The following is a 13,481-nucleotide window of genomic DNA, read 5'->3' as shown; positions in this document are numbered from 1 at the left end:
AATAAGAAAGGACTTCATGAAACGTCTGCTGCTAACTGCGGTTCTCACCGTATTGATGATCGCCGAAGTTCACGCCGAGTCCTTCACTATCTCCGATATTCGTATCAATGGCCTCCAGCGGGTATCCGCGGGTAGCGTCTTTGGTGCCTTGCCGTTGAACGTCGGTGAACAGGCGGATGATCGTCGCCTGGTGGAATCCACTCGTGCGCTGTTCAAAACCGGTTTCTTTCAAGATATCCAGCTGGGCCGCGATGGCAATGTCCTGGTCATTACTGTAGTCGAGCGCCCGTCGGTCGCCAGTATCGAGATCGAAGGCAACAAGGCGATCTCCACTGAAGACCTGATGAAAGGCCTTAAACAATCCGGTCTGGCCGAAGGCGAGATCTTCCAGCGTGCGACGCTTGAAGGCGTGCGTAACGAGCTGCAGCGCCAGTACGTTGCTCAAGGCCGCTACTCGGCCACCGTTGACACTGAAGTTGTTCCTCAGCCGCGCAACCGCGTTGGCTTGAAGGTCAATATCAACGAAGGCACTGTCGCGGCTATCCAGCACATCAACGTGGTGGGTAACACGGTTTTCCCTGATGAAGACCTGATCGACCTGTTCGAACTCAAGACCTCCAACTGGTTGTCGTTCTTCAAGAACGATGACAAGTATGCTCGTGAAAAACTTTCCGGTGACCTGGAACGTCTGCGTTCCTACTACCTGGACCGTGGCTATATCAACATGGATATCGCTTCGACCCAGGTTTCGATCACCCCGGACAAAAAACACGTCTATATCACCGTCAACATCAACGAAGGTCAGAAGTACAACGTTCGTGACGTGAAGCTCAGCGGTGACCTGAAGGTCCCTGAAGATCAGGTCAAGGCGCTGCTGCTGGTGCAAAAAGGTCAGGTGTTCTCGCGCAAGCTGATGACCACGACTTCTGAGTTGATCACCCGTCGCCTGGGTAACGAGGGCTACACCTTCGCCAACGTCAACGGCGTACCGACTCCGCATGACGACGATCACACCGTTGATATCACCTTTGTGGTCGATCCGGGCAAGCGTGCTTACGTAAACCGTATCAACTTCCGCGGCAACACCAAGTCGGAAGACGAAGTGCTCCGTCGTGAAATGCGCCAGATGGAAGGTGGCTGGGCTTCGACCTATCTGATCGACCAGTCCAAGACCCGCCTGGAACGTCTGGGCTTCTTCAAGGAAGTCAACGTCGAGACTCCGGCTGTACCGGGTGTCGATGACCAGGTTGACGTGAACTATGCCGTTGAAGAGCAACCTTCCGGTTCGATTACCGCCAGCGTCGGTTTTGCTCAGAGCGCCGGTTTGATCCTGGGTGGTTCGATTACCCAGAACAACTTCCTGGGTACCGGTAACAAGGTCAGCATCGGCTTGACTCGTAGCCAATACCAGAGCCGTTATAACTTCGGTTATGTCGACCCGTACTGGACAGCCGATGGCGTGAGTCTGGGTTACAACGCTTTCTATCGCACCACCGACTACAAAAACCTCGACGTCAACGTAGCCAGCTACGCGGTAGACAGTCTGGGTGCTGGCGTCAACGTCGGTTATCCGATCAGCGAAACTTCGCGTCTGACCTTTGGTCTGACCGCACAGCAAGACAAAATCAAGACCGGTCAGTACACCGTTGACGAGATTTTTGATTTCGTTAACCGTGAAGGCGACCAGTTCCTGAACTTCAAGGCTTCGGCCGGTTGGTCCGAGTCGACACTGAACAAAGGCGTGCTGGCGACTCGTGGTCATTCCCAGAGTTTGACGATGGAAGCGACGACACCGGGTAGCGACCTGTCTTTCTTCAAACTGGATTACCGTGGCCAACTGTTCCAGCCATTGACCGATAACTACACCATGCGTCTGCATACAGAGCTGGGCTATGGTGACGGTTATGGTTCGACCAGTGGCCTGCCGTTCTACGAGAACTACTACGCGGGTGGTTTCAACTCGGTTCGCGGCTTCAAGGACAGCACGCTGGGTCCTCGCAGTACGCCGAGCCGTGGCGTTAACCCGGGAACTTCCGTCGACCCGGACCAGGATCCGCTGCCGTTTGGTGGTAACGTCCTGATCCAGGGTGGTGTAGAGGTTCTGTTCCCTCTGCCGTTCGTGAAGGATCAGCGTTCCTTGCGTACATCGGTATTCTGGGACGTGGGTAACGTGTTCGACTCGAGTTGCACGCAGAGCACTAACGCCGATGGTTCGAAGTCCAAAACACAGTGCAACGAAGTCAGTCTGAGCAATATGGCTAGTTCGGTGGGTGTGGGTGTGACTTGGGTTACCGCCCTTGGTCCGTTGAGCTTTGCCTTGGCAATGCCGGTCAAGAAACCGGACAGCAATGCGGAGACTCAGGTGTTCCAATTCTCCCTCGGTCAGACTTTCTAATAGCCTGATCCAAGATAACGACAATGGATTTTGTAGGAGTGCATCGTGCGTAAGTTGACTCAATTGGTTCTCCTGGCAACTGTCCTGGTAGCAACCCCGGCATTTGCCGAAATGAAAATCGCGGTACTGAACTATCAAATGGCTTTGCTGGAATCTGACGCGGCGAAGAAGTACGCCGTGGATGCCGAGAAGAAGTTCGGGCCGCAGCTGACCAAGCTGAAAACCCTGGAAAGCAGTGCCAAAGGCATTCAGGATCGTCTGGTAAGCGGTGGCGACAAAATGGCCCAGGGCGAGCGTGAGCGTCTTGAGCTCGAATTCAAGCAAAAGGCCCGTGACTTCCAGTTCCAGTCCAAGGAGCTGAACGAAGCCAAAGCCGTTGCTGACCGTGAAATGCTGAAGCAGCTCAAGCCGAAACTGGACAGCGCTGTGGAAGAAGTCATCAAGAAAGGTGCTTTTGACCTGGTCTTCGAGCGTGGCGCAGTGATTGATGTCAAGCCTCAGTACGACATCACTCGCCAGGTTATCGAGCGCATGAATCAGCTGAAGTAATCCATGACAGCGACTATAAAGCTCGGCCAGTTGGCCGAGTTCCTCGGCGCCACTCTTCGTGGTTCCGCAGAGAAAGAAATCACTGGGCTAGCCACCTTGCAGGAGGCTGGCCCAGCTCAGTTGAGCTTTCTGGCAAATCCCCAATACCGTAAATATCTGGCCGACAGCCAGGCTGCAGCCGTGTTGCTGAAGGCCGCTGACGCAGAAGGTTTTGCCGGTGATGCGCTGGTTGTGCCAGATCCGTACCTGGCGTATGCCCGGGTTTCCCATCTGTTCGATCCCAAGCCCAAGGCTGCTGCCGGTATCCATCCGACAGCGGTGGTGGCAGCGGACGCGGTGGTTGATCCGGCTGCGAGCATTGGTGCGTTTGCCGTGATCGAAAGCGCTGCGCGAATCGCCGCAGGCGTGACGGTCGGTGCCCACTGCTTCATCGGTGCGCGCAGCGAAATCGGTGAGGGCGGCTGGTTGGCCCCGCGTGTGACGCTGTACCACGACGTACGCATCGGCAAGCGCGTGGTGATTCAGTCCGGTGCCGTGCTCGGTGGTGAAGGCTTTGGTTTTGCCAACGAAAAAGGCATCTGGCAGAAGATCGCCCAGGTGGGTGGGGTGTTGATCGGTGACGATGTGGAGATTGGCGTGAATACCGCCATCGACCGCGGTGCGCTGGCCGACACTATCATCGGCAATGGCGTGAAGCTCGATAACCAGATTCAGATCGCCCACAACGTGCAAGTCGGTGATCACACCGCCATGGCGGCGTGCGTGGGGATTTCCGGCAGCACCAAAATCGGCAAGCACTGCATGCTGGCGGGTGGTGTGGGGCTGGTCGGACACATTGATATTTGCGACAACGTATTCCTGACCGGAATGACCATGGTGACTCACTCGATTACCGAGCCGGGTTCCTATTCGTCTGGAACGGCCATGCAACCGGCTGCCGAGTGGCGCAAAAGCGCGGCACGTATCCGTCAGCTCGATGACATCGCGCGACGTTTGCGACAGCTGGAAAAGCGTGTTGGGGACGTGACCCCTGACAGCAATGCTTCATCAGATGGCTGATACCATTTCCATATCAAGTGTGCACAGCCGTTAGACTTGCCTCCTTGATTTGCTAGAGGAGTGTGCGTCAGTCGCGCGCTCCCAATCTTTACATAGGCTTCCCCCCGAAATGATGGACATCAACGAGATTCGCGAATACCTGCCTCACCGTTACCCGTTCCTGTTGGTGGACCGGGTAGTGGAGCTGGATGTTGAAGGCAAGCGCATTCGCGCCTACAAGAATGTCAGCATCAACGAACCGTTCTTCAACGGTCATTTCCCTGCGCATCCAATCATGCCGGGCGTACTGATCATTGAAGCGATGGCTCAGGCTGCCGGAATCCTTGGTTTCAAAATGCTCGACGTAAAGCCGGCCGATGGCACGCTTTACTACTTTGTCGGCTCCGACAAGCTGCGTTTCCGCCAACCGGTTCTGCCGGGTGATCAGTTGATTCTTGAAGCCAAGTTCATCAGCTGCAAGCGTCAGATCTGGAAGTTCGAATGCCAGGCTTCGGTCGATGGCAAGCCAGTCTGCTCTGCTGAAATCATCTGTGCGGAACGCAAACTATGAGTTTGATTGACCCTCGCGCAATCATCGATCCGACGGCCATTCTGGCCGACGACGTCGAGGTCGGCCCATGGTCGATCGTCGGCGCTGGTGTGGAAATCGGCGAGGGAACAGTGATTGGCCCGCACGTGATTCTCAAAGGGCCGACGCGTATTGGTAAGCACAACCGCATTTACCAGTTTTCCTCGGTAGGTGAGGACACGCCCGATTTGAAGTACAAGGGTGAAGAAACCCGCCTGGTGATCGGTGACCACAATGTCATCCGTGAAGGCGTGACGATTCACCGTGGCACCGTTCAGGATCGTTCCGAAACGACCCTGGGCGACCACAACCTGATCATGGCCTATGCCCACATTGGTCATGACAGCGTTATCGGCAATAACTGCATCCTGGTCAACAACACCGCGTTGGCCGGTCATGTGCACGTCGATGATTGGGCGATCCTGTCCGGCTTTACCCTGGTTCATCAGTATTGCCATATTGGCGCCCACAGCTTTTCCGGTATGGGCACAGCCATTGGCAAGGATGTTCCAGCCTATGTCACGGTGTTCGGCAACCCTGCCGAAGCCCGCAGCATGAACTTCGAAGGCATGCGTCGCCGTGGTTTCAGTGAAGACGCGATCCACGCATTACGCCGTGCCTACAAAGTGGTTTATCGCCAGGGTTTGACAGTCGAACAAGCGCTTGCCGAGTTGGCCGAGCCGTCGGAAGAGTTCCCGGAAGTCGCGATATTCCGTGACTCCATTCAGTCTTCGACTCGCGGCATCACCCGTTAATCATGGCCAATCTGCGTATTGCACTGGTGGCGGGCGAAGCCTCCGGCGATATTCTGGGGGCGGGTCTGATGCGTGCGCTCAAGGCACAGCATCCTGCGATTGAGTTCATCGGTGTCGGCGGTCCGCTGATGCAGGCTGAAGGCCTGACGTCTTACTTCCCGATGGAGCGTCTGGCGGTCATGGGCCTGGTCGAGGTGCTTGGCCGTTTGCGTGAGCTGTTGGCTCGCCGCAAAAAGCTGATCGCGACCCTCATAGTCGAAAAGCCGGATGTTTTCATCGGCATCGACGCCCCGGATTTCACCCTTAACATCGAACTCAAACTGCGTCAGGCCGGGATCAAGACCGTGCATTACGTCAGCCCATCGGTTTGGGCGTGGCGTCAAAAGCGTGTGCTGAAGATTCGCGAAGGCTGCGATCTGATGCTCACGCTGTTCCCGTTTGAAGCCAAATTCTACGAAGAGAAAGGTGTACCGGTGAGGTTTGTCGGTCACTCCCTGGCCGATGCGATCCCGCTTGAGGCTGACCGCTTGGCTGCGCGCGCCGAACTGGGATTGCCAGAAGACGACCCGTTGGTTGCGCTGATGCCGGGCAGTCGGGGTGGGGAGGTTGGGCGCCTGGGTGCCTTGTTCCTCGACACCGCCGAGCGTTTGCGGGCCATGCGGCCCGGCGTGCGGTTCGTCATGCCGTGCGCCAGCCCCGAGCGTCGTGTGCAGCTCGAAGAGCTGTTGGCCGGCCGCGATTTGCCGGTGACCTTGCTCGATGGCCGTTCCCATCAGGCGCTGGCCGCTTGCGACGCGGTGCTGATCGCTTCGGGAACCGCAACGCTGGAAGCGCTGTTGTACAAGCGGCCGATGGTCGTGGCTTACCGCTTGGCGCCGCTGACGTTCTGGATCCTCAAGCGCATGGTGAAAAGCCCTTACATCTCCTTGCCGAATTTGCTGGCTCAGCGTCTGTTGGTGCCCGAGTTGCTGCAAGACGATGCGACCCCGGAGGCCTTGGCGCTGACGCTGTCGCCGTTGATCGATGGCGGTGAAGAGCAAACCACCGGTTTTGACCAGATTCACCGGACCTTGCGTCGTGACGCCTCGAATCAGGCCGCAGATGCCGTCCTCAATCTGATCGGCAAACCTCAATGAGTAACGTAAAGATGCAAATGGGCCTGGATTTTACCCTCGTCGCAGATGCTGAAGACCTGGTTGCCGGTGTCGATGAGGTGGGTCGTGGCCCGCTCTGCGGTGCCGTGGTGACGGCGGCGGTGATCCTCGATCCGAACCGGCCGATCCTCGGGCTCAATGACTCGAAGAAGCTCACCGAAGCACGCCGTGAAAAGCTCTACGACGAAATCTGCGAGAAAGCCCTTAGCTGGTGCATTGCACGTGCCGAAGTCGAAGAAATCGACGAACTGAATATTCTGCACGCCACCATGCTGGCCATGCAGCGTGCTGTCGAAGGCCTGCACATCACGCCGAAACTGGCGATGATCGACGGCAACCGCTGCCCGAAGCTGGCCATGCCGGCTGAAGCGGTGGTTAAAGGCGATAGCAAGGTCCCGGCCATTGCAGCGGCATCGATTCTGGCGAAAGTCAGCCGTGATCGCGAAATGGCGGCATTCGAATTGATTTACCCGGGTTATGGCATCGGCGGCCACAAAGGCTACCCGACGCCCGTTCATCTGGAAGCCTTGGCCCGACTGGGGCCGACACCGATTCACCGGCGTTCGTTCGCGCCGGTGCGCCTTGCTTATGAGGCCCGCGAGGGTTTGATCGAGAGCTAGTCACAAGGCTGATGTTTTTGCCAAGGCCCGGTACAATCCGGGCCTTGTTGTCTTCACGTTTTCAGACAGGATCACTATGCCGGCTTCATTCGTTCACCTACGCCTGCACACTGAATACTCCCTGGTCGACGGTCTGGTGCGGATCAAACCGCTGGTCAAGACCCTGGTCGGCATGAATATGCCCGCCGTAGCGGTCACCGACCAGAACAACATGTGTTCCCTGGTCAAGTTCTACAAAAACGCCATGGGCGCCGGGATCAAGCCGATCTGTGGCGCCGACCTGTGGCTGTCGAACAAGGATCCTGATAATCCGCTGAGCCGGATCAGCTTCCTGGCGATGAACGCCGTTGGCTACCGCAACCTCACCGAGTTGATTTCGCGTGGCTTTATCGACGGTCAGCGCAATGGCCAGATCATCATCGAGCGTGAGTGGGTGGCCGAGGCCAACGAAGGCTTGATCATGTTGTCGGCTGCGAAGGAGGGCGAGATTGGTATCGCCTTGCTCGGTGGCAATCCTGATGAGGCCGAGACTCTGGCCCGTGAGTGGATGACAGTATTCCCGGATCGCTTCTATCTGGAAATCCAGCGCACCAATCGCCCCAACGACGAAGAACAGCTGCACGCCGCCGTGGCCCTGGCTGACAAGATCGGCGCACCGCTGGTGGCGACCAACGATGTGCGCTTCATCAAGCAGGAAGACTTCGCGGCTCACGAAACCCGTGTGTGCATCGGCGAAGGGCGGGCGCTCGACGATCCGCGCCGTTCGAAGAACTACAGTGATCAGCAGTACCTGAAAAGCGCCGAGGAAATGGCCGAGTTGTTCAGCGACTTGCCCGAAGCGCTGGAAAACACCGTCGAGATCGCCAAGCGCTGCAATATCGATGTGAAGCTCGGCAAACACTTCCTGCCCAACTTCCCGATTCCCGATGGCATGACCATCGACGAGTATTTCCGCAAGGTCTCCTTCGACGGCCTGGAAGAGCGTTTGAGTGTTCTGCTGCCCAAGGACACCACCGAAGATTACGAGGCCAAGCGTCAGGTCTATGTCGACCGGTTGAATTTCGAGCTGGATATCATCATCCAGATGGGCTTCCCCGGTTACTTCCTGATCGTTATGGACTTTATCCAGTGGGCCAAGAACAACGGCGTACCGGTAGGTCCTGGTCGTGGGTCGGGTGCCGGGTCGCTGGTGGCCTATGTGCAGAAGATCACCGACCTTGACCCACTGGAATATGACCTGCTGTTCGAACGTTTCCTGAACCCGGAACGGGTTTCCATGCCCGACTTCGACGTCGACTTCTGCATGGACGGTCGTGACCGGGTGATCGACTACGTGGCCGAGAAATACGGCCGTAATGCGGTAAGCCAGATCATCACGTTCGGTTCCATGGCCGCCAAGGCGGTGGTCCGTGACGTGGCGCGGGTGCAGGGCAAGTCCTACGGTTTGGCGGATCGTCTGTCGAAGATGATCCCCTTCGAAGTCGGCATGACCCTGGAAAAAGCCTACGAGCAGGAAGAAATCCTTCGCGACTTCATCAAGGTCGATGAAGAGGCCGCAGAAATCTGGGAGATGGCGCGCAAGCTTGAGGGCGTTGTGCGTAACGTCGGCAAGCACGCCGGTGGTGTGGTGATCGCGCCGACCAAGCTGACCGACTTCTCGCCGATCTATTGCGACGAAGAAGGTGGCGGCCTGGTAACCCAGTTCGATAAGGACGACGTCGAGGCGGCCGGTCTGGTGAAGTTCGACTTCCTGGGTCTGCGAACCCTGACCATCATCGACTGGGCGCTGAAAACCATCAACCGCGATCGCGCCAAGGTCGATCAGCCGCCGCTGGACATCGCGTTCATCCCGCTGGATGACAAGCCGACGTACCAGTTGCTGCAAAAAGCTGAAACCACCGCGGTGTTCCAGCTCGAGTCGCGCGGCATGAAAGAGCTGATCAAAAAGCTCAAGCCCGACTGCCTGGAAGACTTGATCGCACTCGTGGCATTGTTCCGTCCGGGTCCGCTGCAATCGGGCATGGTGGATGACTTCATCAACCGTAAGCACGGTCGTGCCGAACTGGCGTACCCGCACTCGGATTACCAGTACGAAGGCCTCAAGCCGGTATTGGCGCCGACCTACGGCATCATCCTGTATCAGGAACAGGTGATGCAGATCGCTCAGGTCATGGCCGGCTACACCCTCGGTGGTGCGGACATGCTGCGTCGGGCCATGGGTAAGAAAAAACCCGAAGAAATGGCCAAGCAGCGCGGCGGTTTCATTGAAGGGTGCGCGACCAATAATATCGATGCGGACCTTGCCGGTAACATTTTCGACCTGGTGGAAAAATTCGCCGGTTATGGCTTCAACAAATCTCACTCTGCCGCCTACGGCCTGGTGTCGTACCAGACCGCTTGGCTGAAAGCCCACTACCCGGCGCCGTTCATGGCGGCGGTACTCTCGGCGGATATGCACAACACCGACAAGGTCGTGACCTTGATCGAAGAAGTGCGGACCATGAAGCTGCGTCTCGACGCGCCGGACGTGAACACCTCGGAGTTCAAGTTCACGGTGAACGACGAAGGCCGGATCATTTACGGTCTGGGGGCGATCAAGGGGGTTGGCGAAGGGCCGGTTGAAGCGATTACTGAAGCGCGTCAGGAAGGGCCATTCAAGGATCTGTTCGATTTTTGCGCCCGGGTCGACCTCAAGCGCATCAACAAACGGACTCTCGACGGCTTGATCCGCAGCGGTGCGCTGGACCGACTCGGCCCGTATTTTCACGATGAGCCTAAAGCCTATCAGGCCAATATCGACCGCAATCGGGCGGTCTTGCTGACGGCCATGGAAGAAGCGATCAAGGCGGCCGAGCAGACTGCGCGGACCCACGACAGTGGTCACGCCGACCTGTTTGGTGGCCTGTTTGTCGAAGCAGACGCCGACGTTTACGCCAATCACCGCAAAGCCAAGGAGCTGACGCTCAAGGAGCGCCTGAAGGGGGAAAAAGATACCCTGGGGCTGTACCTGACCGGTCACCCGATCGACGAATACGAAGGTGAAATCCGCCGCTTTGCCCGTCAGCGCATCATCGATTTGAAACCGGCGCGTGATACACAGACGGTTGCGGGCATGATCATCGCCTTGCGGGTGATGAAGAACAAAAAGGGCGACAAGATGGGTTTCATCACCCTCGACGACCGTTCGGGCCGGATCGAAGCGTCGCTGTTTGCCGAGGCGTTCCATTCCGCGCAGTCGCTGTTGCAGACCGACGCGATGGTGGTGGTCGAAGGCGAAGTCAGCAATGACGACTTCTCCGGTGGCCTGCGCTTGCGGGTCAAGCGGGTGATGAGCATGGAAGATGCGCGCACCAACCTGGCCGAAAGCCTGCGCCTGAAGGTCCAGACCCAAGACCTCAAAGGCGATCAGCTACGCTGGCTGGGCGAGTTGTTCAAGCGTCATCGCGGCGCGTGTCCGATTACCATGGAGTACACCAGTCCTGATGCCAAGGCCTTGTTGCAGTTCGGCGAGACCTGGCGAATCGATCCGGCGGATGCCTTGATTCAAGCCCTGCGTGACCAGTTCGGGCGAGACAACGTCTTCCTCCAATACCGTTGACGGTCAGATGCCAGTCTTTACCTTTGAAAGCTTGGCCTTGACCTTGACCCAATTTTTAATCTCGACCTGAACGCGCCTGTCCCTTAAGGTAGGGCGCGAATAGACAACCGGCCGGCCCAAGCTCCTTTGGACGTCGACCCAAGACGGACGCCTATGAACCCGAATTTTCTTGATTTCGAACAGCCGATCGCCGACCTGCAAGCCAAGATCGAAGAGTTGCGCTTGGTCGGTAATGACAATTCGCTGAATATCGGCGATGAAATCTCCCGCCTGCAAGACAAGAGCAGCACGCTCACCGAAGACATCTTCGGCAAGTTGACCAGCTGGCAGATCGCGCGTCTGGCGCGTCACCCTCGTCGCCCGTACACCCTGGACTACATCGAACACATCTTCACCGAGTTCGATGAATTGCACGGTGACCGTCACTTCTCCGACGACGCTGCGATTGTCGGCGGTGTTGCCCGTCTGGACGACCAGCCGGTGATGATCATCGGTCACCAGAAAGGCCGTGAAGTGCGCGAGAAGGTTCGCCGCAACTTTGGTATGCCGCGTCCTGAGGGCTACCGCAAGGCCTGCCGTCTGATGGAAATGGCCGAGCGTTTCAAAATGCCGATCCTGACCTTCATCGACACCCCGGGTGCATACCCTGGCATCGACGCTGAAGAGCGCAACCAGAGCGAAGCGATTGCCTGGAACCTGCGTGTCATGGCCCGCCTGAAAACCCCAATCATCGCCACCGTGATCGGTGAGGGTGGTTCCGGCGGTGCACTGGCGATCGGCGTTTGCGACCAGTTGAACATGCTGCAGTACTCGACCTATGCGGTGATCTCGCCGGAAGGTTGCGCTTCGATTCTGTGGAAAACCGCCGAGAAGGCACCGGATGCCGCTGAAGCGATGGGCATCACCGCCGAGCGCCTGAAAGGCCTGGGTATCGTTGATAAAGTGATCAGTGAGCCACTGGGTGGCGCGCACCGTGATCCGGCCGCTGCTGCTGCCTCGATCCGTGCCGAGCTGAGCTCGCAACTGGCGATGCTGAAGAAGTTCGACAACGACGCGCTGCTGGCCCGCCGTTACGAGCGTCTGATGAGCTACGGTCTCTGATCGAGCACAGCTCCTTCTCCTTGTAGGAGCAAGGCTTGCCCGCGATGCAAGCGCCTCGGTCTATCAGGCCGATCGCGTTATCGTTCATCGCGAGCAAGCTTTGCTCCTACAGGTTTGGGGATGTTCATGAGTCTTTCAGCTGCAGTTCTCAAACGCCTGGTTCCCTGGCGCACCGCGCCGACCTGGCGTGTCGCTTTCTCCGGTGGTCTCGACTCCACTGTTCTGCTGCACCTTCTTGCGCAACTCGCAAAAAAACATTCCCTGCCAGAACTCAAAGCCATTCACATCCATCACGGCCTCCAGGCTGCGGCTGATGCGTGGCCGGAGCATTGTCAGCGGGTGTGTGATGCACTGGGTGTGCCGTTGGAGGTTATTCAGGTTCAGGTCCAGCCTGGGGCGAGCCTGGAACGTGCGGCGCGTGAGGCGCGGTACGGCGCCTTTGTCGAGGCGACCCAAACCAATGAGCTGCTACTGACGGCGCAGCACCGGAACGATCAGGCAGAAACTCTTTTGTTCCGCCTACTACGCGGGGCAGGGGTGAGAGGCTTGTCGGCGATCCCGTCGCAGCGTCCATTGGGGCATGGTTTTTTGCTGCGGCCGTTGCTGGATGTGTCGCGGGCTGAACTCGAAGCCTATGTCGTCGACCATCAGTTGAGCTGGATCGAAGATCCGTCGAACGCCGATCAACAGTTTTCTCGCAATTACCTTCGCCAGCAGATTTTTCCAGCGCTGACTCAGCGTTGGCCGCAGGCTGTGACCACCATTGCCCGCAGTGCTGCGCATTTGAGTGAAGCGCAGGGTCTGCTCGATGATTTGGCCGAGATAGATCTGGCGCCCGCCGCAACTGTCAGCGAATTCGATTGGCTGGGTGTGCCGTCTCTGGAAATGGCTGCGCTTGAAAAGCTTTCCGCCGCTCGCCAGCGCAATGCCCTCAGCCACTGGCTGGCGCCGTTGACGCGGATGCCGGACAGTGACCATTGGTCGGGTTGGGAAAATTTGCGCGATGCAGCGACAGATGCGCGGCCGATCTGGCGCCTGGCAGACGGTGAATTGCATCGTGCGAACGGACGAATCTGGTGGTTGTCCGGCCATTGGCTGAGCCTCCCCGAGCCCGCTCCGCTGTGGCCTGATCTGTCGGCGGTACTGCTGCTGCCGAATAACGGACGGTTGACCTTCAGTGGGGCCGTTCCTGCCGGCGTATTAAGCGTGCGCTACCGGCAGGGCGGTGAAATCATGCAGTTGCCGGGGCGGGGGCATCGGGATCTCAAGCGTTTGCTCAATGAAAGCGGCCTGCCGCTGTTCGCCCGTGGCAGATTGCCGCTGCTCTACTGCAATGAACAATTGCTCGCTGTGGCAAACCTGCGCGGGCTCGACGGTAGCTCGGGGGGAAACGGCCTTTTGCGGTGGCAGCCAGCGATCAACGATCAAGGTTTGAGCTGAAAGGGGCTTTCCGGTAGACTACGCTCCCTTCTTGATACAACTTCTGTGGATTCAACTGAATTGCAGGAGTTGCCGATTACCAAGCAGTCTTTGCTGGGCGATTCCAAAAAATGTGTAGCGAGCAACGTACCGGTGATTCTTCTTCCGGTCTGTCCCAACGCGGCGGTTTTTTTGAAAGATGCACTGTAATTAATGCAGGTGATCGGGGGCTTCGGCCTTCCTTCGCTTTCCCCGGCGGCTCG

The 13,481-nt window shown here is 57.7% G+C and carries 10 protein-coding genes; all 10 read left to right on the top strand.

The annotated features are described in order from the left end of the window. Positions 1-16 precede the first annotated feature (16 nt). The 10 genes from bamA (at position 17) to tilS (ending at position 13,239) form a co-directional block, all read left to right on the top strand. Positions 17-2,395 (top strand): outer membrane protein assembly factor BamA, encoded by a 2,379-nt coding sequence (gene bamA, locus FPT12_RS16455; protein WP_145017502.1) that lies wholly within the window; start codon positions 17-19, stop codon positions 2,393-2,395. A 45-nt stretch (positions 2,396-2,440) separates the two neighbouring features. Continuing rightward, a complete protein-coding gene (locus FPT12_RS16450) occupies positions 2,441-2,944 on the top strand; it encodes an OmpH family outer membrane protein (protein ID WP_019692093.1) in 504 nt (167 codons plus the stop codon). Positions 2,945-2,947: 3 nt separating this feature from the next. Further along, positions 2,948-4,003, top strand: a complete 1,056-nt coding sequence (gene lpxD, locus FPT12_RS16445; RefSeq protein WP_019692094.1) for a UDP-3-O-(3-hydroxymyristoyl)glucosamine N-acyltransferase — start codon at positions 2,948-2,950, stop codon at positions 4,001-4,003. A 109-nt stretch (positions 4,004-4,112) separates the two neighbouring features. Beyond that, positions 4,113-4,553 carry a 3-hydroxyacyl-ACP dehydratase FabZ gene (gene fabZ / locus FPT12_RS16440; RefSeq protein ID WP_007978374.1) on the top strand — a complete coding sequence of 147 codons (441 nt, stop codon included), beginning with the start codon at positions 4,113-4,115 and terminating at the stop codon, positions 4,551-4,553. Next, positions 4,550-5,326: an acyl-ACP--UDP-N-acetylglucosamine O-acyltransferase gene (gene lpxA / locus FPT12_RS16435; RefSeq protein ID WP_123582399.1), complete on the top strand. Its 777-nt coding sequence runs from the start codon at positions 4,550-4,552 to the stop codon at positions 5,324-5,326. The genes fabZ and lpxA overlap by 4 nt, the downstream gene beginning before the upstream one ends. 2 nt (positions 5,327-5,328) lie before the next feature. Further along, the gene (gene lpxB, locus FPT12_RS16430; RefSeq protein ID WP_145017500.1) at positions 5,329-6,462 is read left to right on the top strand and encodes a lipid-A-disaccharide synthase; all 1,134 of its coding nucleotides are present in this window, start codon (positions 5,329-5,331) and stop codon (positions 6,460-6,462) included. 11 nt (positions 6,463-6,473) lie between these two features. Further along, positions 6,474-7,100, top strand: coding sequence for a ribonuclease HII (gene rnhB / locus FPT12_RS16425; protein WP_256676787.1), 627 nt, complete (start codon positions 6,474-6,476; stop codon positions 7,098-7,100). A 76-nt stretch (positions 7,101-7,176) separates the two neighbouring features. Then, positions 7,177-10,698 (top strand): DNA polymerase III subunit alpha, encoded by a 3,522-nt coding sequence (dnaE, locus tag FPT12_RS16420; protein WP_145017496.1) that lies wholly within the window; start codon positions 7,177-7,179, stop codon positions 10,696-10,698. 153 nt (positions 10,699-10,851) lie between these two features. Continuing rightward, a complete protein-coding gene (locus tag FPT12_RS16415; protein ID WP_019692099.1) occupies positions 10,852-11,799 on the top strand; it encodes an acetyl-CoA carboxylase carboxyltransferase subunit alpha in 948 nt (315 codons plus the stop codon). 126 nt (positions 11,800-11,925) lie between these two features. Further along, positions 11,926-13,239: a tRNA lysidine(34) synthetase TilS gene (gene tilS, locus FPT12_RS16410; RefSeq protein ID WP_145017494.1), complete on the top strand. Its 1,314-nt coding sequence runs from the start codon at positions 11,926-11,928 to the stop codon at positions 13,237-13,239. The last annotated feature ends 242 nt before the right edge of the window (positions 13,240-13,481 follow it).

It is taken from the genome of Pseudomonas sp. H3(2019) (assembly GCF_007713465.1).
Taxonomy (GTDB): Bacteria; Pseudomonadota; Gammaproteobacteria; order Pseudomonadales; family Pseudomonadaceae; genus Aquipseudomonas.
The sequence above is the reverse complement of the archived record's forward strand: the minus strand, read 5'-3'. Positions and strand labels throughout refer to the sequence as shown.

Excerpts from the sequence above, each read along its gene's own strand:
- lpxA (WP_123582399.1), top strand. The coding sequence starts at position 4,550 with ATGAGTTTGATTGACCCTCGCGCAATCATCGATCCGACGGCCATTCTG.
- bamA (WP_145017502.1), top strand. The coding sequence starts at position 17 with ATGAAACGTCTGCTGCTAACTGCGGTTCTCACCGTATTGATGATCGCC.
- FPT12_RS16415 (WP_019692099.1), top strand. The coding sequence starts at position 10,852 with ATGAACCCGAATTTTCTTGATTTCGAACAGCCGATCGCCGACCTGCAA.
- dnaE (WP_145017496.1), top strand. The coding sequence starts at position 7,177 with ATGCCGGCTTCATTCGTTCACCTACGCCTGCACACTGAATACTCCCTG.
- rnhB (WP_256676787.1), top strand. The coding sequence starts at position 6,474 with ATGCAAATGGGCCTGGATTTTACCCTCGTCGCAGATGCTGAAGACCTG.
- fabZ (WP_007978374.1), top strand. The coding sequence starts at position 4,113 with ATGATGGACATCAACGAGATTCGCGAATACCTGCCTCACCGTTACCCG.
- tilS (WP_145017494.1), top strand. The coding sequence starts at position 11,926 with ATGAGTCTTTCAGCTGCAGTTCTCAAACGCCTGGTTCCCTGGCGCACC.
- lpxD (WP_019692094.1), top strand. The coding sequence starts at position 2,948 with ATGACAGCGACTATAAAGCTCGGCCAGTTGGCCGAGTTCCTCGGCGCC.
- lpxB (WP_145017500.1), top strand. The coding sequence starts at position 5,329 with ATGGCCAATCTGCGTATTGCACTGGTGGCGGGCGAAGCCTCCGGCGAT.